Source organism: Verrucomicrobiia bacterium (assembly GCA_035577545.1).
GTDB lineage: Bacteria > Verrucomicrobiota > Verrucomicrobiia > Palsa-1439 > Palsa-1439 > Palsa-1439.
Window position 1 is genome coordinate 155,091 of the sequence record DATLVI010000017.1, and the last position, 25,549, is coordinate 180,639.

Here is a 25,549-nt window from a genome sequence, read left to right on the forward strand (position 1 = left end):
TCTCCTTCTTCTGCCGCGTCAATCCGCGGACCTTTTCCGATTAAACTGATTCATCGCCTTCGTGACGCCCTCGAGCAAGCAACAATCGACCGCCTCTACGGCGACCGCCACAGCCTGTTCGGCCGACTCGCGTTCCGACGGGGCAAACCTGCCGAGAACGTGGCCCGAAATATCCGCTCCCAACGGCGCGCTTCGTCCGATCCCGACCCGCAATCGCGCAAATTCCTCATTGTCGCCGAGCGTCTCGATGATCGACCGCAAACCGTTGTGGCCGCCGCTGCCGCCCGCGATGCGCAACCGAATCTGCCCGAGCGGCAAATCCGCGTCGTCCACCACGACCAGCAACTGCGCCGGCTCGATCTTGAGCCACTGCAACAGCGTATTCACCGCCGTGCCGCTGCGATTCATGAACGTCTGCGGCTTGGCCAGCACGACTTTGCCGACATCCCCGCTCGCGGCTTCCGCGATCTTCGCCGAGAACCGCCACTTGCTTCGAAAAGAACAACCAAACTTCTCCGCGAGCCGATCCACCACCGCAAAGCCAATGTTGTGGCGCGTGCCTTGGTACTCTTTGCCGGGATTTCCCAGCCCCACCACCAGCTTTGGCCTGGCCGACACAGTGGTGTCGTCCTGCTTCCGTTACTTCTTGGCTTCGGGTTTGCCGCCGGCCGGCTTGGCCTCGGCCTTCCCAGGCGCGCCTGCCGCCGGAGCCTTGCCACCCGCCGGGGCTTTGGCGTCCGTCTTGCCGGCCGCTGCGGGCGCTTTGGCGTCGGCCTTGCCGGCTTCCGCCTTCGGCTTCGCCTCGCCTTCGGCCACCGCGCCTTCTTCGCCTTCTTCCTTCTTCGCCGTGAGGACTTCGGGTTCGGCTGACGGGGCTGCCGCCGCCTCGGTCATCGCCGCCAATTCCTCTTCGGTAATCGGCGCGGCGACAAGGAATACGGTCTGGCCCTTGTCGTCCAGCAACACTACGCCTGTGGGTGGCGTAATCTCGCCGACGTGAATGCTCGACCCAATCTCCATCTTCTCAACATTGACTTCAATGAGGTCCGGCAAATCCTGCGGCAAGCATTCCACATGCAACTCGCGCATGACGAACTCAAACACGCCGCCGCCTGTCTTCACGCCCGCCGGTTCGCCGACGGGCCGAACAGGCACGCTCGTGCGCAGTTTCTCCGTCGCCAGGACTTCATGGAAATCAATGTGCAGGATGGTATCCTTGTAAGGATGATGCTGCACTTCCTGGATCAGGGTCAAACGATTGTTGGTCTTCCCATCCTCCTCCAGGCTCAGATCCACCAGCACGTTCTCGCTGGTGGTGCTATGGAGCGCCTTCTCCAACTCTTCCACGGCGACCGTGATGTTGATCGGCTTCATGTGCGAGCCGTAAATGACTCCCGGGACCGCGCCCTGGTCCCGCATCCGTTTCACCGCGCCCTTGCCGATCTCGGCCCGGGACTTCGCTTTTAATTGTACTTTCTGTGCCATGGCAACTTTCTCCTCAAATCAAAATGATCGTCTCTGAAATTGTTCCTCCGCGTCGGGCTTAACTCTCCGGACGCTTCCCATTGATGTCGAACAGCGATGACACCGACTCCGAATTATGAATCCGCTTGATCGCCTCGCCCAACAGCGGCGCGACAGTTAACTCGGTCAGCTTGAACCCGCTGACCTTCGAGTGCGGCACCGTGTCGGTGGTGACCAACTCCTCCAACTCCGACGCTTTCAACCGATCCAGCGCCGCGGGATTCAATACCGCGTGACTCACGGACGCGTACACCTTCTTTGCGCCCCGCTTCTTCAAAATCTCCGCCGCCCGCGTCACCGTGCCCGCCGTCTCGGTCAGGTCGTCGACAAGCAACACCGTCTTGCCGTCCACGTCGCCGATGACATTGAGCATCTCGACTTCCGAAGCCGATTTGCGCTTCTTATCAACGATCGCCAGTGGCGCCTGGAAGAGGTTCGCGTACGCATGCACCATCTTCACGCCGCCGATGTCGGGCGAAACCACCACCAAATCCTTCAACTTCTTCCCGCTAAAGTACCGGTACATCACCGGCGCCGCGTAAAGATGATCGACGGGAATATCGAAAAATCCCATGATCTGCTGCGCGTGCAGGTCCATCGTCAACACCCGATTCGCGCCCGCGGCGGTGATCAGGTTCGCCACCAGCTTGGCCGTGATCGGCACCCGCGGCTGGTCCTTGCGGTCCTGCCGCGCATATCCAAAGAACGGTAAAACCGCCGTGATGCGCTTGGCGCTGGCCCGCCGGCACGCATCGATCATGATCAACAACTCCATCAAATGATGGTTTGCGGGCGGACACGTCGGCTGCACGATGAAAACATCCCGCCCGCGTATGTTCTCATTGATCTTAACGAACGTCTCCTCATCAGGAAACGCCGTGACCGTCGCATCGCCCAGCGGTACCCCGATCGAATCGGCAATCCGCTGCGCGAGGGGTCGATTTGCATTACCAGAAAAAATCTTCAACTGGACACACAACTCCACAGCTCAGGTTGTCTTGGCCCAAAAATCAAGGCCACACCCGCGACCCGTGGCCTCCAAAGCGTCGTACCTTCTACCGTTTCGCCCCCCGCTTTGCAACCCGAATCTTTGCCACCCTCATCTCCCTGAAATTGCATGGCATGCATCTCATTTGGCACCGGACTCCTCCACTGCCGTTGTAGGTTACCCTGATTCCGAGATCAGCGCCCCCTTTCCCGACGCGCCCTCCTTTAATAATGCATGTGGCGCACCCCTCGTATCAGGCAAAACGCGCCCATAAACGCATCAAACGCCATCAAAACATCCTCAAATTGGGTTCGTTTTTCCAGAACGAACCCATTTGCAAACGCCTCTGCAAACCCTATAAGTTTCTATAAATACGCATGATACAGCAGAAATTGAGCGAAAATAAAATGGGTTCGTTTCGCAGAAACGTATAGGGGCCCCGAGCTGCGCACAGCAGCGAGTCGCGCCGTAGTGGTCTCGCGAAGGCGGAGGCAGTTGCTTCTCTCGTTGCAAATACTCACACCTCGAACCTTACCACTATCGGAATTCGATGTCCAGAACAAACTGCCTCAGCTGAATCCCACCACCGCATGCGGCACGTACGGCTCCTCCAATGATGCAATCTCCTCCGCCGAAAGCTTCACCCCCAACGCCGCCACTGCATCGTCAAGATGCTGCATCTTCGTCGCGCCAATGATAGGCGATGTGATGTAGGGCTTGTGCAGTATCCACGCCAAAGCGATCTGCGCCTGCGGGACGCCACGTTTGCGCGCGAGCTGACTCACTCGCTCTACAATAAGCTTATCCGACTCTTCCGTTGCGCCGTAGAGCTTCTTTGCAAAATCGTCTTTCCCGCCACGTTCGGTACTCCCCTTTTCCTCCCACGGCCGCGTCAACCGTCCGCGCGCCAGCGGACTCCACGGGATGACGCCAATTCCCTCCGTCTGGCACAAGTTCATCATCTCGCGTTCCTCTTCGCGGTACAACAAATTGTAATGGTTCTGCATCGAAACGAAACGCGTCCATCCATGCTGATCCGCCAGGAAGAGTGCTTTGCAGAATTGCCACGCGAACATCGATGACGCGCCGATATATCGCGTCTTCCCGGCCTTGACGAGGTCATACAACGCTTCCAAGGTTTCTTCAATCGGCACGTCGTAGTCCCATCGATGAATCTGGTAAAGGTCCACGTAATCCACGCCGAGGCGCTTCAGGCTCGCATCCATTTCCATCATGATCGCCTTGCGCGACAACCCCTCGCCATTCGGCCCCGGCCGCATCCGTCCGCGCACCTTCGTCGCCAGCACCACTTCCTCGCGCTTGGCGAAGTCCCGCAAGGCGCGCCCCGTTATCTCCTCGCTGGCGCCGGCCGAGTAGACATTCGCTGTGTCGAAAAAATTGATCCCCAATTCAAGGGCGCGCTTGATGAAGGGACGGCTCTCTTCTTCCTTGAGCGACCAAAGATGAGTGCCACGCTCCGGCGCGCCATAGCTCATGCACCCAAGGCACACCCGTGAAACCTTCAACCCGCTCTTTCCCAATCTCACGTAATCCATAAGCCCCTCTCCTACTTGCGCCAACCAAACTCGGGTTTGTACCCCAAAACTCGTTTCGCCTTCTCAATCGAAAGCAGCGTGTCATTCGTTCCAATCTTCCCTTTGATCGGCACGCCTGGAAATGAACCCGCCATGAGTTGCGCTGACGACTGCGGCATGACTGTGTCCGCATTGGCGATGATAAAGACCTCCGCGCCTTTCAACGGCGCTTCCACCGCCTTGCGAATTGCCTGCGCCCCATCACGCGCATCGATGTACCCCCACAAATTCCATTTGCGCATTGTCGGGTTCTTTTGAAAATCCGCAAATCGCTCGTAGTCCTGCGGCTCCATGACGTTAGAAAACCGCAAACCGATGATCTTCATCTCCGCGTCCCATCGACAAAACTGCTTCGCCATCTCTTCGCCCATCAGTTTCGACAGCGAATACGCCGTCTCCGGCCGCCCCGCGTATTCCTCATCCACCGGCGCGTACGGCGGCGGCGTTTCGAATGGCAACCCGAGCACGGTCTCGCTCGAAGCCCAGACGATGTTCTTGATACCCAACCGCCAGGCCGCCGCAAAAACGTTGTACGTGCTTAGCGTGTTGTTCTGGAAAACGACCGCGTCGGTAAAAAGATGGGGTGCAGGAATCGCCGCGAGATGCACGATGACGTCAAAGTTTCCTCTTTCTGCATTTTCTCCAGGCCGATGGGAGAACGCATCAACCGTCTGCCCAAAATCCGCCAGGTCCGCCAAAATGAGCGGACACATCCCTTCGGCGGGCGCCACTCGATCCACATTGAATACCTGATGACCATGCGCCAGTAAATCTTTGACACACGCTCGTCCCAATTTCCCGCTTCCGCCGGTGACAGCAATCTTGCTCATGCCCCTTTTCTTCCCCAGATTCGGCCGGAAGGCAAATTTATTTGAAGCGACGGCCTGCGGACACGGCATGCGGCAGGCGGTCCAATGCGGAAAATCGTTGTAGCGCGGCCTGTGTCTTGACCGCATCCCAACGACCCGGAATCGCTGTGGCGCATTTCGGACATTTCCCCTCGTCGGTCAGAAAATATCGCTGTACTTCAAAACCAAACCGCTCGATCAGCAACTCGTTGCACTTCGGACAGCGCGTATTCTCCCAGTCGCCCACATACCCCGGCACATTCCCCGCGTAACAATAACGCAACCCTTCCTCCCGCCCGATCTCACATGCGCGAATAATACTTCGCGACGCGGTATAGCCGCGATCGGTCATCTTATAATCCGGATGAAACGCCGTGCAGTGCCAGGGAATGTCACGCGAGATGCCCGCGAGAAACTTCGCGATCTGGTGCATCTCATCTTCGCTGTCATTGAAACCGGGGATGAACAATGTGACGATCTCCAGCCAAAACCCCTTCTCGTAAAGCATTCCGACGGTCTTCAGCACGTTGTCGAGTTTTCCGCCGAGTTGACGGTAATTCTTGTCGTTGAAACTCTTCAGATCGACCTTATAGAAATCGACCCACGGCTTGATGTAATCGAGCACCTCTTCCGTGCCGTTGCCGTTGGAGACGTAGGACGTGCGAAGTCCCCGCTTGCGCGCCTCCTTGAACACCTCCACGCCCCACTCGCTCGTGATCAGCGGCTCATTATAGGTGCTCGTCACCGTGTCCGCGCCCTGTCGGATTGCCAGTTCCACAAATCCTTCCGCCGTCATCGGAATCGCGGGAGCGGTGCTGCGTGGATCACGCAACGCCTGCGACGTAAACCAATTCTGGCAGTAACCACAGTGCAAGTCGCACCCAAGCATCCCAAAGCTCATCGCCAGTGTGCCGGGCAGGGCATGGAAGAAAGGCTTCTTCTCGATGGGATCGCACTGCAACGCGCCAAAATAATTCCACGGCACGAATAGCTTGCCATCACGGTTAAAACGCACCCGGCAGATGCCGTCGTGCCCCTCAAGAATCAGGCAGCGATGCCCGCACGCGTAGCACCGCACCTTCCCATCCGGCAGCTTCTCGTAAAGCTCCCCTTCCTTGGTCAAGCGAGAGAGATTCTCACCCAGCGTCTCCATCGACGCAGTCGCGCGCGCCTTGTCTGACCGCTCTAAAACTTGATCTGACTTCGGCATGGAACCCATACTCCGATACAGATCAATCTTAACACTTCCGACGACCTCTTTCCAGACAGGCGTCGCGTTGCCCGTCACGCCTTGATGGGTTCGCCGAGAAATCTCGGGCCCGTCCGTAACACATACAAATCGAGCACGACCTTTACGCGCGCCAACCATTCGCGCACGGTGGGCCACGTTGATACTCGCAACGATACGGGGCTCGCGTTGAATGCTACCGCGTCGATTCCATAGTGTCGGCAAATGAAGAGCGCCCGATAATTATGGAACGCCTCCGAGACAATCGTCAGCCGCGTCTGGCCGAACACCTGTTTCGCCCGCACCACCGAGTCCAAGGTGCGAAATCCCGCATGGTCGAGCACGATGGCCCCCGACGGCACGCCCGCCGCCACCAGCGCATCCCGCATATCGCTCGGCTCGTCGTACTCGGGCACGTGATTGTCGCCGCTGACCAGTAATCGCTTCACCTTTCCCGCTTTATACAAGGCCGCCGCAGCCTCGATTCGATGCGCAAAATGCGGGTTCGACCAGCGACGATCCGGCGTCTTCCGGCTTGTGCCCAGCACCAACCCCACTTCTCGCGACGGCACTGCCGACAGTTCTTCGTAAACGCGAGATTCGGTTGTGGAGACGATCCATATATTACACAGCCAAACACCGGCAAATAACCCCGCTAATCCCGTCAATCCGGCAATCACCGCTCTTCGCCTGCTGGAGGTCATGAATCCAAAGTTGTGGGTTTCGGAAAGGTGCTCAAGGCTTTCCTGATGTCCATGTACAGTCCCGGTATCCACGCAGGTTGCGCAGTTTGCCGGGGCATGTCATGCCGCCGAAAATCAACCGGGCTTAGGATCACAATAATCTCCGCGAGTCCGGTTCTCGCGGCCAGCACGAACAAATCCTCGGCAGCTTCGTCACCCATCGCCAGACAACCGCTTGAGCCTGCCCCGCCATGAATCATGATGTCGCCGCCGAGGTCTGAACGACCGTCGCGCGCTGCCTGTTGCCGGTCGAAGTCATTCGGATAGCTCACCCGTAACGACAAATGGTAGAGGCTGTTTGGATTCAACAATTCGATCCGATAAATGCCTTCGGGCACCTGGCCGTCTCCCTGCCGCAACTTGGGGCCCGGCTTTCCGCTGGCCGCAAGGATCGGGTAGGATTTGACGAATTGGTACATGCCACCCTTGTCTGTTCCCCACACTTCCAGTACGCGCTCGCCCTTGAATCCGATGAGTGCCAACCGCGTCGGCGGGTAGGGAATATTCCGCGAAGCAAATACTGGCGCCAGGCGTTGGTCGACAGCAGCGCCATACTGAGCAACCCGCTGCGACACAGTTTTCTCGCCATTGGTTTTGGTTCTTGTGACCGCAATCGCCGTCACGAGGGCCAGCACCACCCCTGCCATCAACCACCGTATTGCTCGCATCGGGCGAAGGATCCAAAAGTTGGCGGTGAATTCTCAGGCGACAGGATCTTTGACACGAGTCCGAAGGAAAACCCACACGCTGGCTGCTGCGCTTCCGCTGCCGCCAACAGAAGCGGAGACGAAATAAATCCCAGTACCTGAAGACAGCGCGTCAAAGTTTGTTCATCGTTTAATGCTGACGCCCCGCCGTATGAACGTCGGCACATCGAGATCTTCGCCGTTGTACAGCGTCGGCTCGCTCTTGTCGAATCGGCCCCGGCTCACGCCTTCGAGAGGCAAGGTTTCCTGCTTCGGCTTGACCGACGACTTCTGCGCGGCAACAGGCTCAGGCTTGGAGGCTTCCTCAACCGGTTGGTGCGACGGGGAAGTTGGTGGGATGGTCGGCGGCACCGCTCGCAAGTCGCGCGACAGCGTCGCATCGCCAGGTCGTGGGAATGTCATCGGCTTCGTGGACACCGGCTGGGCAACCACACGGCGCGGCAGGATGTTTGCCGCCGCGATCACCGTCACCGCCAGTTTTCCGCGGTATGCCTCGTCGATGGCTGCGCCCATGATGACGTGGGCGCGGTTCGCCAGCCGCGAAATCGGCTCGACCGTCTTCTGCACGTCGGCGAGCGTCAAATCGGGCCCGCCGAGGATGCTCACGAGTACACCTTCGGCTTTCGCGAGAACATCGCCGCCGTCCAGCAGCGGATTCTCCAGCAACGCCTTGACCGCCTCGCGCGCCCGGTTTGCGCCTTCGCCCTGTCCGTAGCTGAACAGGCCGTCGCAATGCTTCGAGCCAATGGTCGTGCGCAAATCAGCAAAATCGAGATTGATCAGGCCCTTGCGCGACAGCAACTGCCACACGGCCTGGACACCCAGGATGAAATTCTCATCGGCTCGTTTGAAGGCCTCCACCACGCTCGCGTCCGCGCCGGCGATCCGAAAGATTTTGTCGTTCGGAATACAGATAACGGCGTCCGCTTGCGCCTTGAGCTGCTCCAGACCGGATAGCGCCTGTTGTTTGCGGCGATCGCCCTCGAAGGAAAACGGCAGCGCCACAAATGCCAGCACCAGCGCGCCCTGTTCCTTCGCGGCCCGCGCAATCGTCGGGCTTGCGCCCGTACCGGTGCCGCCGCCCAGGCCGGCTATCAGGAAGACCACATCCGCGCCCTGCACCAGTGCCTCAATCTTCTCGGCATCGTTTTGAGCGGCGCGAATGCCGAGTTCGGGTTCCCCGCCGGCGCCCAGTCCGTGCGTCACCGCGGCGCCGATATGCATCTTCTCCGCGCCATTGATTTCGCCGAGCGCCTGCAGGTCGGTGTTGATCGCAATCAGATCGACGCCTTCCAGCGTGTGGTTGCCCTGGGTCCGGCTATCGGCGATTTGGCTGACGGCGTGGCCGCCAGCGCCACCTACTCCGAGGATTTTCAGTCGAGTCTTGTGCAGTGGCGCTGGTCTCTTTTCCATGTTCTCCGTGGTTTCCGGTTGTGCCGCAGGCGGCGTGGATGAAGTCGAAATTGGTTTGCGTCGGGTTGCCATGTCAACGCTCCGGTTTACATGAACGCGCGCGCCTTCTGGATCAGGTGTTGGAACGACTGGCCAATCTTGCGCAACGGCGACGGCGCCTGGTGCTGGTCGCGCTGTGAGCCAAGCGCGTAGCGCACGAGACCAATGGCCGTCGAGTACTCAGGACTTTCAATCGCCGACGTCGGGCCACCAACCGTCAGGCTGTGGCCGATGTGCACGGGCAGCCCGAATATCTCCGCAGCCAGCGGCTCCAGGCCCGGCAACCGAGCGCAGCCGCCCGTAATAAATACTCCCGCGCCGAGGTAATCGAGCAACTTCTGCTTCTCGAGTTCTTTCTTCACCAACGTCAGCGTCTCTTCGACACGTAAATTCATAATGCGGCAGAGCTGCTGCTTCGAAACCTGCCGGTCCGGAAGCCCAACTTCGCGTTTGAGCGTGAGTGTCGCGTCGTCCGTAGGAACTGCTACCGACCCGTGCTCGATTTTCAGCGTCTCGGCTCGGTTCATCGGGATGCGCAGCCCGATGGCCACATCGTTGGTGATGTGGTCGCCGCCGACCGCCAGCACCCCGCTATGCTGGATCGTGCCTTCGCTGTAAACGATGTAATCGGTCGTGCCCCCGCCCATGTCGATGACCACCGCGCCGAGGTGTTGATGCTCCGACGTGAGCACGGCCAGTGCCGAGGCGAAACCGCTGACCGCTATGTTCGCCACATCGAGCGGAACGTGTTTGATGCATTTGATTGTGTTCTGCAACCGCGTGCGGACGCCGTAGATCACATGCACGTCGGCTTCGAGTTTTGCGCCAATCATGCCGACGGGATTCTGGATGCCGTCGTGCCCATCGACGAAAAAATGCTGGCGAATCGCGTGAATGACCACGTGGTCCATCGGGATGTTCACGGCTTTCGCGTTGAGCAGGACGTTGCGGACTTCCTCCTCTGAAATCTCGCGCTCGTCATTGGTCACCGCCACCGTTCCGCGGTTGTTGAAGCTGCGAATGTGGCCGCCGCTGACGCTGGCATACACGTTGTGGATCTCGACACCCGCGCTCTCCTCGGCATCCGCCACGGCGGCGTGAATACACTCGACCGTCGCCTCGATATTGACGATCTCGCCCTTGCGGACGCCTTCGGAGTTTGTCTGGCCGACACCGACCACCATGATGTTGCCATCATCGAGCACCTCGCCGACCACGGCGCAGACCTTGGAAGTGCCCACCTCCAGCCCCACGATGATTTTTTCCTTCGGTAACATGTTTCAGCCAAACCTTTCTAATTCACGAACGTCACCGGCACACCACGGTTGACCGTCAGGTCCACCATTTGCACGGATTTTTGCCGTTGCTGCGCCCACCGCAAAATCACTCCCAACCGCCGCAACTGTTGCGGAAATTCTTCCACATCCAATTTTACGGTCGTATGCTGCCGCGTCGTCATCACCAATTGACGCGGCTTCGACAAATCGATCTGCTCGACCTCCAGCAACGACCCTGCGACCGCCTGGTCGAGCTTGTCCAACAACTCCAGGGCCCGGTAAATCTGTTCCGACTCCACCTGCCTGCCAAGACGCACATCGGCAAGTGACACCCCCGTCAGGATTGGCACCGGGCGCGGGATTTGCGGCTGTACCACTGTGCCATCGGCCAACGCGACGGGCTTCATCACAAAACCGGAGCGGTCGATATAAAATGTCGCGTCTCCCAGGTCCCGCGTCGGCGCGCGCAGCCGCGCCACGGCAGTGCGCTCCTCCACGCGAATGAACAACCGATCCGGCAACATGCGCCGCACTTCCACGCCGCGCACCAGCGGCAACATCTCCAGGTTCTTCCGTACTTGATCGAGGTCGACTGACAAAAGATTTTGCCCAACGGCCACCCCGGCAAACTGCACCACGCGCTCGGGCGTCAATACGCCGTCGTCATCCACCACGATTTGGTGGATCGCAAACCGCGGATTGTTGTACACAAGGCGATCCGTGGTGGCTTTCACCAGACGGTAGCTCCCGTATCCGGTCAGGGCCAACACGCCGACAACGACAAGGATGGTCACGGTCACCCGCAACCGCGCCAACGCGCGTCCGCGCGTTTGCACTTTCACATCCAGCAAATACTCCGGCCGTTTCTTCCTACGATTGCCCAGCTTCATCATGAGACCGCGATCGTCTCCTTCTCGTCCGCGTCGACTTCGGCGTCCGACTTGCGACGCGCCAACGCCATGTCCACGAGGCGCGCGCATAAATTTGGAAATCCCATTCCTGACGCCCGCGCAGCCTGCGGCACGAGGCTCGTCTCGGTGAACCCCGGAATCGTGTTCACTTCCAGCACAAGGAGTTCTCCATTTTCCGCCAGGATAAAATCCACGCGCGAAAGGTCGCGGCAGCCCAGGCAATCGTGTGCCCGCAATGCCAATGCCTTCGCCCGGGCTTCGACGCTTTTTTCCAGCGGTGCCGGCACCAGATAGTCCGTCTGTCCCTTGGTGTATTTCGCCTCGTACGTGAAGAAATCGTGCTTCGGGCGGATCTCAATCACCGGCAAGGCGTGACCGTCAAAAATTCCCACTGTCAATTCGCGCCCCGCAATAAATTGCTCGACCAGCAGGCGATCGTCATACCGCCAGGCGGTCCGGCACGCCTCTTCGAGGCGCGCTTCTTCATGGACGATGCTGATCCCGACACTGGATCCCTGTCGCGACGGTTTCACAACCAACGGGAATCCGAGTAGTGCCAGACGGCGCCAGTCCGGATGAGCGCGATCGAAAACCTCGTATTTCGGCGTCGGGACGCCCGCGGTACGGAACTCCGCTTTCGCCGCAATCTTGTCGAACGCGCGCGCGCTCGCCTCGGGGCCCGAGCCGGTGTAGGCGATGCCGGTGTCTTCAAGAATTTGTTGGAGAGTGCCATCCTCGCCGAACGTCCCGTGCAACGCGACGAAGACCACGTCCACGTCCGACGGGATCGTGAACTTCGTTTCCGGAATATCAATCGGGACAACCTTGGCGCCTGTACCGGTCAGCGCGCTCGCCACCGCTGTCCCCGACTTCAATGACACTTCGCGCTCGGCCGAAGGCCCACCCATTAGCACGGCAATCTTCAATTGCTTCATAATTGTCTAGTGTTTCTCCGACCCAAGGATCATCACTTCAGGTTCGAGATCGATGCCCCGCTCCTGGCGCGCCCGATCCCGGATCGCGGCGATCAATTGCAGCACGTCACCGGCGGTCGCCTTGCCCTCGTTCACGATGAAATTACCGTGCCGCTCCGAAACCCGCGCGCCGCCCACGGACATCCCCTTCAATCCCAATTCCTCAATCAGCTTGCCCGCCGGAATCGCAGCCGGGTTCTTGAAAATGCAACCGGCACTCGGTTTGGCGGGTTGCGACGACCATCGCTTCTCGGCGAACGCGCGCAGCCGCCCATCGATTGTCTTCTTGTCGGTTTTCGTCCCATGCAGAATCGCCGACAGGGCGATGTGGTTGTGGAACACCGGGCAGCTTCGGTACGCGACGGGAAGATGCTTCGCCTCCGTATCGTAAATGTCGCCGGAATAACCGATGTAGCGGACCCAATCGACGACTTCAAACGTCTGCCGGCCCATGGCGCCTGCGTTCATGCGCAGCGCGCCGCCGAGCGAACCCGGGATACCTTCCATAAATTCGAGTCCGCCCAGACTGTGTTTTGCGGCCAGGGTAACAATGGTTTTCAGGCGCGCGCCGGCGCGGGCGAGAATCCGCTCGCCGTCCACTTCGACCTTTGAGAACTCCTCGTTATTCAGGCTGATCACAACCCCCCGAATGCCGCCGTCGAGCACGAGCAGGTTCGTGCCACGGCCAATGACGGTCACCGGTATCTCACGGACATGGCAATAATGAAGCAGCCGCGCCAGGTCCCGTTCGCTGGCCGGCTCGATCCAAAATTCAGCCGGGCCGCCGACGCGCATCGACGTGTGTCGCGCCATCGGTTCGTCCCGTCGAACCTTTGCCTTCTCCGACAACAAGACCTTTAGGTCCGTCTGCATCTCCATGGCCTGTTTCTCCGGGTTGAGGACGTTCGGCCCGCGCGTGCGGAGTTTTCGCGCCAACGTTTCGGCCACCTTGTAGATATCCCCCGCTCCCATGGTCACAATGATGTCCCCCGGTTTCGCTTCCGAGAAGAGACGCACCACCAACATCTCCATATCCGGTTCAAAGACGGTGGCCGCCGGGCCCGCTTCCGTTACCGCGTCAGAGAGCATCTGGCCGGTAATCCCCTCGATGGGCTTCTCGCCAGCCGTGTAGATTTCCGTCAGGAACAACTTGTCGGCGCCCACGAAAGCCGTCGCAAACTCGTCGCGCAGGGCCTGTGTGCGCGTATACCGATGCGGCTGGAAGGCCACGAGCAAACGGCGATAGCCCGCCGCGTCTTTCTTCCCCAGCAACGTCCGCGCGGCCGCGATCGTCGCGCGGATCTCCGTCGGGTGGTGCGCGTAGTCATCCACGACAAGGATACCGCCCGCTTCGTACTTCCGGTCAAACCGCCGCTTCGCCCCCGTAAACTGTCTCAGGGCGTCCGCAATCTTCTCAAAGGGAACACCCAACTCGTCGGCCACGGCGATCGCCGCCAGCGCATTGGTGACGTTTTGTTTGCCGGGAATCACCAACTCGACCACGCCGATCTGCTGGTCGCGACAGGCAACAGTGAATCGTGAGCCGTGCTCCGTGTTCTCGATGTCGAGGGCCCGGTAATCAGCGTTTGCGGAAAGGCCAAACGTGATGGCCGTCCGGCACTTTGCTGCGTGTTGCAGGCAATTCTGACAGTCGGCGCAGAAGAACACCGTTTTCAGCGTGCTGGAGAAGAAGGAGTCGAATGTTTCACGCAGTTTGTCCATCGAGCCGTAATGATCCAGATGTTCGGGCTCAATGTTCAGGCACACGGCATACTCCGGGCTGAAACCAATCAGCGTCCCATCGCTCTCGCAGGCTTCGCCCACGAAGTATTTGCCGCCGCCGATCTGCGCGTTCGTGCCAAGCACGGGAATGTGCGCGCCGACACAATAGCTCGGGGCACTGTCGCTGCGCGTAAGCACGTACGCGATCATCGCGGTCGTCGTCGTCTTGCCGTGCGTCCCCGCGACTGCGATGTTGTTGCTGTGGTTCATCAACGCGCTGAGCAGCAGGCCACGCCGTACCCGCGGAATCTTTCGCTGATCCGCAGCCTGGAGTTCAACATTCTCGCCGTTGACCGCTGACGTATACACGACGAGTTCCGTGTCCTCGCCGACGTTCTTCGCCGCGTGGCCACAGTGAATCTTTGCGCCGAGTTTCTGCAGGTCCTTCGTGCCCCCATTCGGGGACAAGTCGGAACCGCTGACGAGGTGCCCCTGCTGCAACAGCAACCGCGCCAGGCCGCTCATCCCACAGCCGCCAATCCCAACAAAGTGCACTCGCCGAGGTTGGCTGCCGAGAAAATCAATCAGTTGTTGCCTATTGGCCATATTGCTCCAAGAGTTCGGCCAGACGCTCCGCCGCATCCTCGACGGCCAGTAAACGCGCGGCCCGAGCCATGCGCGCGCGTTCGTCATCATCGTCGAGCAATTCGGTGATGACATGGGCCAATCGCTCCCCGCGTTCCGCATGCAGGCTGCTGAATTGCGATTGATCGAGGAGCCGCGCCGCACCCGCGCGCTCGAAGACGCGCGCGTTGTGCCACTGGTGATTGCCCGCAGCCTGGGGATACGGAATCAGTATGGCCGGCAGCCCGAAGGCCGCGATCTCGGTAAGCGTCGAGGCGCCGGAGCGCGCCACCACCACGTCTGCCGCGCTATACGCCAATTCCATCTGGTTGCAGAAACTCATCACCTTTCCTGTAAACCCATTCTTCTCATACGACTCGCGGACGAATTGTTCGTCGTGCGCGCCCGTCAAATGCATGAATTGCACACGCTCTGTTCTGCCGTCCAGCCATGGCAACGCGCAGGCCATGGCCTCGTTGACCGCATGGGCTCCCTGGCTGCCGCCCGCGACCAACACGGTCAGCCGATTCGCCTCCAACCCGAGTCGCGCGCGCGCATTGGCCACCTTGCCGCCGCGCAGCGCGGCGCGAATCGGCGTGCCCGTCACTGTTACGGGCCGGCGCCCGAAAAAACGCGCGCAATCGGCCAGTCCCACAGCGACGTGATCCACGAACTGGCCGGTCCAGCGGTTTGCCTTCCCCGGCACAGCGTTCGATTCATGGATCAATGTCGCCGTCCCCCGCTTGCCAAACCACCGGGCCCCCAACATCGCCGGCGCGGACGTAAATCCTCCCATCCCCAGCACGACGTCGGGCCCAAATTTATCGCAGACCGCGGCGCATCCGCGCGTCGCTTTCGCCAAACGGACGCAAAATCGCATCAACCGGCGTGGCCCCTCGTAGCCCACGGCCGGAACCACTTCCACCGCGATGCGCGTCGAAGGGTCGGAGGAGTCGGTCAATGCTACCAATGCGGTCTGATCGACTGCCTTTTCGGAGACGAACAACCGCACTTGGTGCCGGCGCACCCGTAAAACTTCCGCGACCGCCAACCCTGGAAACAGATGTCCCCCCGTCCCACCACATGCGATCATGACTTTCATTCATGGGCCCTCTCTTATTTTGATACGCCGCTACGACACTGCGGAACGTCGCGCAAAGAATTCCTGGTCCTCACTCTCCGTCTCGATCGTGCAGTGCCGGAAAATGTTGAGCAATAAACCCACCGCGACCATGTTCAGCACCAAATTCGATCCGCCAAAACTGATGAAGGGCAGCGGCAACCCTTTCGTCGGCAACCACGCTGTCACAACGCCGACATTGATCAGCGCCTGCATCGCGATCAGCAGCGCGATGCCCATGCCGAGGTATTGGCCAAAGAGATCGGACGCGCGCAGTGCAATGATTACAGCACAGGCAACCAAAAGTGCGAAGGCAAGCAGGATCCCGATGGTCCCAACCAGCCCCAATTCCTCACCAACGATGGGGAAAATAAAATCCGTATGCGCCTCGGGCAGGTAGAACATCTTCTGGCGGCTGTTGCCCAACCCCAGCCCGTTGAATCCACCCGAGCCGAACGCCAGGATCGCCTGCCACACCTGGTACCCCGCGCCCTGTTTGTATTTTTCCAGATCGAGGAACGCCATCAGTCGCCGCGAACGCTCGGGGTTGTGGATCATCAGTGCCACAAATCCGCCGGCGCCCGTGAAAATTGTCGGCACGAGGAACCGCAGGCGGACGCCCGCGATGAACATCAGCGCGAAGCTGACCGAAGCCAGCAGCGCTGTCGAACCGAAGTCCGGCTCCGCGAGCACGAGCACTAACACGCACCCCACTACGCCCATTGGCACCGCAAAGCCGCGTCCAAATTTGTCGAGCCGCCGCTTCTCCTTCGCCAGCCAGTGGGCCAGCCAGACAATCAGCGCCAGCTTGCCAAGCTCCGATGGTTGAAACCTCATCGGGCCGAAACCAAGCCAGCGCCGCGCGCCGCCGACCTTCATCCCAATGTGTGGGATAAGGACCAACGCCAGCATGACCGCGGACACGATAAGCACACCGGTGCACACGCCGCGCAGTTTTGGGTACGGAACGCCGGCCGCCGTCACGCACCCCACAGCGCCGACGAGCATCCACGCCAGTTGCCGCTTCAGGAGGTAGTGCTGATCGCCGTAGCGGTCCTTGGCATAGAGCGCGCTCGTGCTAAACAGCATGACCACGCCGATCGTTAACAGCATCAGCATGATCACCAATAGCGTGATAGCAGCTTTATTCACGGCCTTCCGTCGCTCCCCGTTTTCCGAAAGAACGTTTGTGGTTATTGAACCGCCGCGTGCGAAGCTGACACAACCGGTGCCGCGGAGGCGGTCGTTGCCGGAGCAGCCGCCGGGGTGGTTGTCGTGTTTGCGACCGGGCTGGACGCCGAAGCCGTCGTGGCTGGCTGTTGCTGTGGGATCACCAGCCTCTGGCCATACTGGACCTTCTTCGCGTCACTGATGTTATTCGCCTTGAGGAGATCATCGGTCTTGATCCCATACTTCTTGGCAATGGTCGCCGGCGACTCGTTGAAGTCCACGATATGGATCGTTTGGCCATTCTCCTGGTAGGTGCCCGGGGACTGCCATGCCGGTGACGACGTGGGCGCAACGCCCGCACTGACGGTGTTGGCTGCCGAGTCCGTCGTCGCCCTGGCGGTTGCCGTCGGGATGTGGAGTTTCTGCCCGACCTTGAGCGAATCACCGCTCAGGTTGTTGGCCTGCTTGATGGACGCCACGCTGACGCTCTGCTGCCGCGCAATCTTCCACAGTGAGTCACCGGATTTGACCGTGTAACTCGCGCCACCCGCATCCGTCGTGACGGCGGCAGTTGACATGGTGGACGACGGCGTGGTCGCATCGGCCGGAGTCGGAACCACCGAAGCGGTCGCGACATTTGCTTTTTCGGTTTTCGCTGCTGCCGGAACCGTCAGCTTCTGGCCGACTTTCAATGTGCTCGTTTTCGTCAGGCTGTTCGCGCGGGAGAGTTCGCCGACGCTGATGCCTTCCAGCTTCGAGATTTTCCAGAGCGAGTCACCCTTCTTGACGGTGTACGTGCGCGCCTCCGCTGCCGCTGTGGGCGGGGCAACGGGTGTGCTCGGAGCCACCGTTTCATTTCCCGGCACCGAGTTCGGGGCCAGTGAGTTCGCCGCGCCTGGACCGGTTGGGTTCGGGATCGACGCCATTTGGCTGTTGGTGGAGCCGGGCATCATGCTGTCTGACGGTTCGTTGGCCGCCATGTCTGTCGTGCTGGTCTTGGATCGCGAGCATCCCTCAAAGACGACGATACCGCCGATCACGAGGACGTGCAGCGCCACTACGATGAGTACAACTTTCGATACTTTCATTGGTTCCTTTCGTTACGTTGTGTTGGTTGTCAGCTTGCTGTTGGGCAAACCCTGTTTCGCTCCTTCGCTATAAATTGAAAACGTGCCGTTTAAATTCGTCCCCGCGATGCTCATAATTTTCGAACATGTCAAAACTGGCGCACGCGGGCGACAACAACACCGTGTCCTTGCGGCCGGCGTGACTGGCGGCGACGCGCACGGCCTCTTCCATGGAGAACGCCCGCACGCACGGTACCGCCCGGGACCAGGCGCGCCACATCTTGTTCTGCGCCTCGCCGATCAACACGGCCAGTTTCACCTTTTCGGCAATCACTCCGCGTAAGGACGTAAAATCCAGGCCCTTATCACGCCCGCCGGCGATCAGCACCGAGCGCCCCGGCAGGGATCGCAGCGCCTTCTCGACAGCGTCGACGTTGGTCGCCTTCGAATCGTTGATGTAAGTTACCCCATCAATTTCCGCTACAAGCTCACAGCGGTGCGGCTGCGGGCAGTAACCGCAAATCGCTTCGCGCATCCGCGACACTGACAGCCCCATGGCCAGCCCGGTCGCCAGGGTGGCGAGCACGTTCTCCGCGTTGTGCACCCCGCGCAGGTTCGTCTCACTCATCTTCAAGAGAATGCCGTGGCACTCGGGCAGGCGGCACCAGATTGTGTCCTGGTCGAACCAGTCCAGCCAAACATCAGCCGGCCGGTTGTACGCGCTGAAAGTAATGGGCCGCGCCTTGATCGACAGGCCCATCCGCTGCAGTTTCTCCAGGGCCTCGGCACTAATCACCGCCGTGTCCTCCGGTTGCTGGTTCAGGAAAACAAACGATTTCGCCGCGGCGTATTCGTCCATCGACTCGTAGCGGTCGAGGTGATCCGGCGTGATGTTCAACAGCACGGAGATGTTCGCGTGGAACTGTTCGATCTTTTCCAATTGGAACGAACTGACCTCGAGTACGAGCGCGTCCAACCCGGCGCTGGCTTCCACAGCGTCTGAAAACGCGTGGCCGATGTTCCCCGCCGCCGCCGTGCGTTTACCACAGCCTGTGAGCATCGCGGCGATCAATTCCGTCGTCGTCGTCTTGCCGTTTGTGCCCGTGATCGCCACGATCGGGCAGAGGCAGAAGCGATACGCCAGTTCCAGTTCACTGAGCAACGGTGTCCTCTGCGTAAGCACCTCGCGCACAATCGGCCTCTCGGGAGCGATGCCGGGGCTGAGTACGGCGAGATCGAAGTGCGCCGAATGATCGTAGTGGTTGCCCAACTCGACGCGCACACCGAGTTGGCGCAGTCGCACCGCGCGCTCCTGCAACAAGTCGTCCGTTGCTTCATCGCGCACGACCACTCGCGCCCCATCGCGCTGCAGCAAGGACGCCGCGGCCATCCCGCTCCGTCCCAACCCCAGTACCAGCACGTCCTTGCCCCTCAATTCCATTGTGTGCATTATCCAATCACCTTAATTTCAACGTCGCCAATCCCAGTAGCGCGAAAATCACGGACAACACCCAGAACCGGGTGGTCACTTTGGTTTCGGACCAACCGCGCAGTTCGAAATGATGATGTAACGGCGCCATCGCGAAGATCCGTTTCCCGCGCAGCTTGAAGCTCGCGACCTGCAGGATCACGGAAACCGCCTCCATCACGAAGATCCCGCCAACGACGACCAACACCACTTCCTGCTTGATCATGATCGCAATCGCGCCGATCAAACCGCCAATCGCCAGTGAACCCGTGTCCCCCATGAACACCTGCGCGGGATGGCAATTGAACCAGAGAAATCCCAGGCTGGCGCCAATCAGCGCCGCACACACCACGGTCAGCTCGCCGGCCCCGAACACGAAGGGCACTTGTAAATAGCTGGCAAACCGGAAGTTGCCCGCGACGAAGCACATCACTGCGTAGGCCAGCGCCACGGTCAACGTGCAGCCCGTGGCCAAACCGTCCAGACCGTCCGTCAGGTTTACCGCGTTGGACGCCCCAACGATCACCACCACGACGACGAGGAGTGTCCACCACCCCATGTCGGCGATCAGTGGCCCTTTCATAAACGGTAGGACCAGTTTCCGGGCCGTCGGCCCCAGATGCGGATCGGTCACTAACAAAGTGCCGACAAACAGTCCGAGCCCGATCTGAAAAAGAAATTTCGTTTTTGCGCGCATCCCGGCGGACTTCTTCGCCTGCACCTTCGCCCAGTCGTCGAGAAAGCCCACGCCGCCAAGCCAGATCAGGGTGGCCAGGCACATCAGGACGAGTTGGTTGGTCGGGCGCGCCCAAAGCAAAATCGAATCCACGACTGCCCAGATGATCAGGATGCCCCCCATCGTCGGACAGGCCTTCTTGCCATGGGCCTGGGCCAGTTCTCGCAAATCGTCCTCGCCACGGATGGGCTGTTGGAATCTCATCTCGGTGAGTCGGCGAATGAGCCACGGCCCCGTCACGACACAGATCAACAGTGCCGTGATTGCGGCAAACACCGCGCGGAAAGTCGTGTATTGAAACACGCGCAACGGCGAAAACAGATCCGTATACTCGCTCAGATAGTAAAACATCCACTCCTCGGTCCTTCTCTTCCTCGCAGCGGTGTCGCTGCGTCATCTAATCCGGTTCCCCCGGCGCCTTCGCGCGCCTCACAGCGGCGCCGCTACATCACACTTGAATTCCTCCAGCATTCGTTCCAACTGCAACCGTCTGGATCCCTTGATCAAAACGAAATCACCTTCGTGAGCCAGCTCCCGTAATGTCTCGCCGGCTTCCTTTGCCGTCGCCAGCGGCAACACCCGGTGCGTCTCCATGCCGGCTTTGACGGCACCCTGCGCGATCAACCGGGCGGATTCGCCAACGGTGACGAGGAACGACAGGCCACAACTGGTGGCCAGTGTGCCGATGTCTCGATGGGCGCGTTCCGTCCATTCACCCAGTTCCAGCATGTCTCCCAGCACGGCCACTTTGCGGCCCGTGCACGGCGTCTCGTTCATCATCTGGAGCGCGGCCTTCATCGAGACCACGTTCGCGTTGTAGCAATCATTCACAAACCGCACGCCCCGGATCGTCACCGGCTCCATTCGCATGTGCGGAAACTGCGCGCTCTCCAGGCCCAGGCAAATCTCATCCAGGTCCATCCCCGCGAAATAGCCTACTGCAGCGGCTTGCAGGGCGTTGTAAATCTGGTGGCGCCCCAGTGTCTTGAGCCGCACGATCACGTCTTCGCGTTTCTTCGCAATGTTCAGGCGGAATTTTACGTCGCCATTGATTTTGATTTCACTGGCGCGAATGTCCGCAAAATTATTGATCCCAACAGTCACTACCGTCGCATTCGTGCGGGTCCGAAGCTCCGCGCACCACTTGTCGTCGGCGTTCAGCACCGCGAGACCGTCGCCATTGCGCGGCAACACTTCAAGCAACGAGCCCTTCTCTTTCGCGACTCCGGATTCGTCCCCGAAAAACTCGACATGTCCGAGCCCGATGTTGGTGATCACGCCGATATCGGGCTGCACCATCCCCGTCAGGACGGCGATTTCGCCCGGATGATTGGTGCCGAGTTCGAACACCCCGAAGTCGTGGGCGGGATCAAGTCGTAAGAGGTTGAGCGGCACACCAATGTGGTTGTTGTTATTTCCGGACGATTCCACTACATTGAACCGCTCGCCGAGCACCGAGGCGATAAGTTCTTTGGTGGTCGTTTTCCCGCTTGAGCCCGTCACGGCGACAAGGCGGGTCGTTGGAGGCATCAGTCGGCGGTAGTTCGTTGCGAGTTTGTGCAATGCGGTGAGGGTGTCTTGCACTTGGAGAAGCGACAAGGCACTAGGCGAGTTCATTGCACGGGTAGGATTCGAGACTACCGCCGCTGATGCCCCCAATCGGGCCACGTCCGGGATAAATTCATGTCCGTCAAAATGCGGGCCGCGCAGCGCGACGAAGCAGTCGCCCCGGCCCAACGCGCGCGAGTCGATACTGATCTTCTCGATGACCCGGTCGGGGTCGCCGCGAATCAGCCGCGCCTCACAAAGTTCTGCCACCTGTTCTAAACGCAAGGCTTCCACCGTGTTTCACTTAGGTTGGAGTATTCTTCCACGACCAGACGGTCGTTGAACGGCACGACCGTGTCCGCAAATTCTTGGTAAGCCTCGTGGCCCTTGCCTGCGATGAGCACCGTGTCACCGGGCCGTGCTATATCGAGGGCGCGCTCAATGGCCTCGCGGCGGTCTTCGATGACCTGGTAACGACGCACCGTGCTGGCCCAGAATCCCTCTTCGATTTGCCCCAAAATCTCACGGGGATCTTCCGTACGCGGGTTGTCACTCGTAAGGATCGAGAAGTCCGCCAGTTCAGCGGCGGCTTGCCCCATCGGCTTGCGCTTGCCCTTGTCCCGGTCGCCACCACAGCCGAACACCACGATCAACCGTCCCCGTGTCAGCTCACTCAACGTAACGAGCACATTGCGCAACGCGTCGGCCGTGTGGGCGTAGTCGACAAAGACCGCAGATCCGTCCTTCGTCTTTATCCTCTCGACCCGCCCCGGCACTGGTCGAAACCTCGCCAGCGCGGGCTCGATCGTTTCAAGGTCGATATCGAGCGCGAGGCCCGCACTGATGGCCGCCAGCGCGTTGGACACGTTGTAGCGCCCAATCAGCGGAAGTGACATCGGGATACTGCCTTGGGGCGTGTGGATGACGAAGTAGCTTCCCTCCGCCGACACGCGCACGTCCTCGGCGCGAACGACTGCCGCGCTTGAAACGCCGTAGCTGACTACGGCGTGGTCCCCACCCAAGCGCTTGATCAATTCACGACCGTATGCGTTATCCGCATTCACAACCGCGCGGCCCGCCTTTCGGACAGTGCCCAACGCGCTGAACAGCTTAACTTTCGACTCAAAATACTTCTCCATGGTGCCGTGGTAATCGAGGTGGTCCTGCGAAAGATTCGTGAACACGGCCACGTCGAAATCCACCTCCGACACGCGCGATTGATCGAGCGCATGCGAACTGACCTCCATGGAAACGCCGCCGCAGCCCGCGCGCAGCATCTGGCTCATCATTTCCTGGATCTCAACCGATTCCGGAGTCGTGCGCGACGCGGGTATCACCCGCTGGCCGATCTGGTACTGCACCGTGCCCAGCAGTCCGCAGGAAAGGCCGGCCGCTTCCATAATCGCGCGCACCATGAACGCCGTCGTGGTTTTGCCATTGGTGCCCGTGATTCCGACCACCTTCAGGCTCTGCGATGGATGGTTGTAAAACTGCGCCGAAGCCTGTGCCATCGAACGGCGCGCATCACTGACCTTGATACGCGTAACCCGCCGACGGAAACTGGCGTCATTCTCCAAGACTACGGCCGACGCGCCACGATCAATTGCGGCGTCCAAAAATCTATGTCCATCTGTCCGTTCGCCGCGAACCGCCACAAACAAATTGCCCGGCATGACCCGGCGGGAGTCGCAGGTAATACCGGTGATCTCCCGGTCCAGGGTTCCATCGACAGCCAGCGGCTTCACAGTTTTGACGACCTCAGCGAGGTTCATGATAGTTTGGCAACCTCCGCTAAGGGGGCTTGCGGCGTTTGTGGTTCGATCCCCAAATACTCGGCAACTTTCTCCGCTACTTCCCGGAATACGGGTCCAGCGACCGAGCCGCCATAGAAGGCACCGCCGGATGGATCATCCAGGGACACCAAAATTGAAATTTGCGGGTCCGACGCCGGGAAATAGCCAATAAATGACGAGTAGTACTTGCGAACATACTGGCCATTCTCGACCTTTTGGGCCGTGCCCGTCTTGCCGGCGATATCAAAGCCCGGCACACCCGCTTTGGGGGCCGTACCGTCGGGTCCCACCACCTTGCGCAACGCCGTCGTCATCAACATGCATGTGCGCGGCGCGATGATCTGGCCCACTTGTTGGGGTTCGTACTGCAGGACCGGGGTGCCATCCTGGTCCACAACACTCTTGACGATCATCGGCTTCATTCGCATACCGCCGTTGGCGATGGTGTTCATCGCCATCAACATCTGCAGGGGCGTGACGGCGATCTCATGCCCCATGGGAATGCGGGTGATTGATAGGCTGTTCCAACGGGCCAACGGATGCGCGATACCGGACACTTCGCCGGGCAGCGCGATGTCCGTCTTGTGGCCGAACCCATACCGATGGATATAGTCGGCGAGCCGCGCCGGCCCCATCCGCAGTCCGACCTTCGCCGCACCAATATTGCTGGAATGAAAGAGGATCTCCTCCACATTCAGGACTCCATAGGGATGCGCATCATGCAAGATGCGGCCGGCATACATGAACGCGCCGTTCTCGCAGTCAAACTGATCGTTGAGGCTGACAACACCTTCGTTGAGCGCCCCGGAGCAGACGACGATCTTGAACGTCGAGCCCGGCTCGGCCACATCGCTAATGCAGCGATTGCGGCGGGCGTCAGCCGACGCGCCATCCATCTCGGTGGGGTCGAACGTCGGCCGTGAACTCATCGCGAGGATCTCGCCGGTCTTGGGACGCGAAACAATGATCACGCCTGCCTGCGGCTTGAACTCGACCATCGCTTTCTCGAGTTCCTGCTCCGCCACATGTTGAATTACCTGGTCAACTGTCAACACCACATTGAAACCGTCGCGCGGCCCGAGTTGCTCGTTGCGCAGCGCACGAATCTCATGCCCCTTGCGGTCGCGCTCGATGACTTCATAGCCCGCCTGACCTTCCAGGTAATCATCCATGGACGCTTCGATGCCCTGGACCCCCTTGTGCTCGGAGTTGACAAAACCGATGACGTGACTGGCCAGCGGGCCGTTGGGATATGAGCGGACAAACTGGTCCTCGAAGAAAATGCCCTTCAACTTCATGGCGCGAATCTTCTGGACGGTGTCCTCGTCGAGCTTCGCGCGCGGGTTCAGGCGAACATAATGCGTTGGGCTGCTGAGTTTTTGGGACAGCGATTCAACGTCCGTCTTGAGCAACGGCGCCAGCTTTTCCGCAATCGCGGCGGCTTGGGGCGCGGTGATCGTCGCATCTGCGGTGACGATGCGTACGGACAAACTATTGGCGAGCAGATTGCCGTTCGCATCCAGGATCGCACCACGGCGACCTTGCTGATGGACAACCTGCTCGCGGTTAGCCTGGGCCAGAGCACTGAGCTCCTTGTGCTGCAGGACGTGCAAATCAAAAAGTCGGAAACCAAGCGCCATGAACACCGACGCCAATGCGCCGATCACGATCAACGCCCTGCCTTTTTGTGGCGCCAGGATCATCGCTTCGCCAAAGTCTTCGGTTGTGAGCCGCGCACTTGCGGTTGGAGTTGGGCCGGTAACGGCGCGTTCGCCATTTGCATGTCCCACTCCTGCCCCGGTTCATACAGCCGCACAACCTGGCTCTCCTTGGGTGCGACAAGGCTCAAGTTATACTGCTGGCACTCCGCTTCCAGTTGCGCAGGTGACTCCAAATGCGCCATTTGCGCAGCTAACATCAGATTGCGTTTATGCGCCGAGGAGAGAGCCGTCTCCCGTTTCTTGATCTCATCGCCCAGGCGATAGATCGCGTTCTTCTGCCAGACGTAACCCAAACCGCTGATGGCGACGCATGTGCACACGACCAGTGATTTG

General features: G+C 59.9%; 22 protein-coding genes. All 22 read right to left on the reverse strand.

Annotation, left to right across the window (positions count from 1 at the left end; translation table 11 throughout):
- Nucleotides 1-18 precede the first annotated feature (18 nt).
- The gene (gene pth, locus VNL17_06180) at nucleotides 19-618 is read right to left on the reverse strand and encodes an aminoacyl-tRNA hydrolase (protein ID HXI83662.1); all 600 of its coding nucleotides are present in this window, start codon (nucleotides 616-618) and stop codon (nucleotides 19-21) included.
- A gap of 21 nt (nucleotides 619-639) precedes the next feature.
- Nucleotides 640-1,485 (reverse strand): 50S ribosomal protein L25, encoded by an 846-nt coding sequence (locus tag VNL17_06185; protein HXI83663.1) that lies wholly within the window; start codon nucleotides 1,483-1,485, stop codon nucleotides 640-642.
- A gap of 58 nt (nucleotides 1,486-1,543) precedes the next feature.
- Nucleotides 1,544-2,491 carry a ribose-phosphate pyrophosphokinase gene (locus VNL17_06190; protein HXI83664.1) on the reverse strand — a complete coding sequence of 316 codons (948 nt, stop codon included), beginning with the start codon at nucleotides 2,489-2,491 and terminating at the stop codon, nucleotides 1,544-1,546.
- A 590-nt stretch (nucleotides 2,492-3,081) separates the two neighbouring features.
- A complete protein-coding gene (locus tag VNL17_06195; protein HXI83665.1) occupies nucleotides 3,082-4,068 on the reverse strand; it encodes an aldo/keto reductase in 987 nt (328 codons plus the stop codon).
- 11 nt (nucleotides 4,069-4,079) lie between these two features.
- Nucleotides 4,080-4,937, reverse strand: a complete 858-nt coding sequence (locus tag VNL17_06200; GenBank protein ID HXI83666.1) for an NAD(P)-dependent oxidoreductase — start codon at nucleotides 4,935-4,937, stop codon at nucleotides 4,080-4,082.
- Nucleotides 4,938-4,974: 37 nt separating this feature from the next.
- Nucleotides 4,975-6,165: an AmmeMemoRadiSam system radical SAM enzyme gene (amrS, locus tag VNL17_06205; protein ID HXI83667.1), complete on the reverse strand. Its 1,191-nt coding sequence runs from the start codon at nucleotides 6,163-6,165 to the stop codon at nucleotides 4,975-4,977.
- A 74-nt stretch (nucleotides 6,166-6,239) separates the two neighbouring features.
- Complete coding sequence (locus VNL17_06210; protein ID HXI83668.1) at nucleotides 6,240-6,887, reverse strand: ElyC/SanA/YdcF family protein; 648 nt, start codon at nucleotides 6,885-6,887, stop codon at nucleotides 6,240-6,242.
- On the reverse strand, nucleotides 6,884-7,594 hold the full coding sequence (locus VNL17_06215) for a L,D-transpeptidase family protein (GenBank protein HXI83669.1): 711 nt from the start codon (nucleotides 7,592-7,594) through the stop codon (nucleotides 6,884-6,886). The genes VNL17_06210 and VNL17_06215 overlap by 4 nt, the downstream gene beginning before the upstream one ends.
- Nucleotides 7,595-7,756: 162 nt before the next feature.
- On the reverse strand, nucleotides 7,757-9,046 hold the full coding sequence (ftsZ, locus tag VNL17_06220) for a cell division protein FtsZ (protein ID HXI83670.1): 1,290 nt from the start codon (nucleotides 9,044-9,046) through the stop codon (nucleotides 7,757-7,759).
- 86 nt (nucleotides 9,047-9,132) lie between these two features.
- Nucleotides 9,133-10,362, reverse strand: a complete 1,230-nt coding sequence (gene ftsA, locus VNL17_06225; GenBank protein ID HXI83671.1) for a cell division protein FtsA — start codon at nucleotides 10,360-10,362, stop codon at nucleotides 9,133-9,135.
- 17 nt (nucleotides 10,363-10,379) lie between these two features.
- Complete coding sequence (locus VNL17_06230; protein ID HXI83672.1) at nucleotides 10,380-11,255, reverse strand: FtsQ-type POTRA domain-containing protein; 876 nt, start codon at nucleotides 11,253-11,255, stop codon at nucleotides 10,380-10,382.
- Complete coding sequence (locus VNL17_06235; protein ID HXI83673.1) at nucleotides 11,252-12,208, reverse strand: D-alanine--D-alanine ligase; 957 nt, start codon at nucleotides 12,206-12,208, stop codon at nucleotides 11,252-11,254. Before VNL17_06235 ends, VNL17_06230 begins: the two co-directional genes overlap by 4 nt.
- Before the next feature lie 6 nt (nucleotides 12,209-12,214).
- Complete coding sequence (gene murC, locus VNL17_06240; protein ID HXI83674.1) at nucleotides 12,215-14,575, reverse strand: UDP-N-acetylmuramate--L-alanine ligase; 2,361 nt, start codon at nucleotides 14,573-14,575, stop codon at nucleotides 12,215-12,217.
- The gene (gene murG / locus VNL17_06245) at nucleotides 14,565-15,695 is read right to left on the reverse strand and encodes an undecaprenyldiphospho-muramoylpentapeptide beta-N-acetylglucosaminyltransferase (protein HXI83675.1); all 1,131 of its coding nucleotides are present in this window, start codon (nucleotides 15,693-15,695) and stop codon (nucleotides 14,565-14,567) included. Before murG ends, murC begins: the two co-directional genes overlap by 11 nt.
- 30 nt (nucleotides 15,696-15,725) lie before the next feature.
- A complete protein-coding gene (gene ftsW, locus VNL17_06250; GenBank protein ID HXI83676.1) occupies nucleotides 15,726-16,865 on the reverse strand; it encodes a putative lipid II flippase FtsW in 1,140 nt (379 codons plus the stop codon).
- 41 nt (nucleotides 16,866-16,906) lie between these two features.
- Nucleotides 16,907-17,971 (reverse strand): LysM peptidoglycan-binding domain-containing protein, encoded by a 1,065-nt coding sequence (locus tag VNL17_06255; GenBank protein ID HXI83677.1) that lies wholly within the window; start codon nucleotides 17,969-17,971, stop codon nucleotides 16,907-16,909.
- A 67-nt stretch (nucleotides 17,972-18,038) separates the two neighbouring features.
- A complete protein-coding gene (gene murD / locus VNL17_06260) occupies nucleotides 18,039-19,391 on the reverse strand; it encodes a UDP-N-acetylmuramoyl-L-alanine--D-glutamate ligase (protein HXI83678.1) in 1,353 nt (450 codons plus the stop codon).
- A 16-nt stretch (nucleotides 19,392-19,407) separates the two neighbouring features.
- A complete protein-coding gene (gene mraY / locus VNL17_06265) occupies nucleotides 19,408-20,505 on the reverse strand; it encodes a phospho-N-acetylmuramoyl-pentapeptide-transferase (protein HXI83679.1) in 1,098 nt (365 codons plus the stop codon).
- 78 nt (nucleotides 20,506-20,583) lie between these two features.
- A complete protein-coding gene (gene murF / locus VNL17_06270) occupies nucleotides 20,584-21,972 on the reverse strand; it encodes a UDP-N-acetylmuramoyl-tripeptide--D-alanyl-D-alanine ligase (protein HXI83680.1) in 1,389 nt (462 codons plus the stop codon).
- A 5-nt stretch (nucleotides 21,973-21,977) separates the two neighbouring features.
- Nucleotides 21,978-23,474, reverse strand: coding sequence for a UDP-N-acetylmuramoyl-L-alanyl-D-glutamate--2,6-diaminopimelate ligase (locus tag VNL17_06275; protein ID HXI83681.1), 1,497 nt, complete (start codon nucleotides 23,472-23,474; stop codon nucleotides 21,978-21,980).
- Entirely contained in the window at nucleotides 23,471-25,198 is a 1,728-nt protein-coding gene (locus tag VNL17_06280) for a penicillin-binding protein 2 (GenBank protein HXI83682.1), read from the reverse strand. Before VNL17_06280 ends, VNL17_06275 begins: the two co-directional genes overlap by 4 nt.
- A partial coding sequence (locus tag VNL17_06285) for a hypothetical protein (GenBank protein ID HXI83683.1) occupies nucleotides 25,195-25,549 on the reverse strand: 355 nt, incomplete at its 5' end. The genes VNL17_06280 and VNL17_06285, both read right to left, overlap by 4 nt.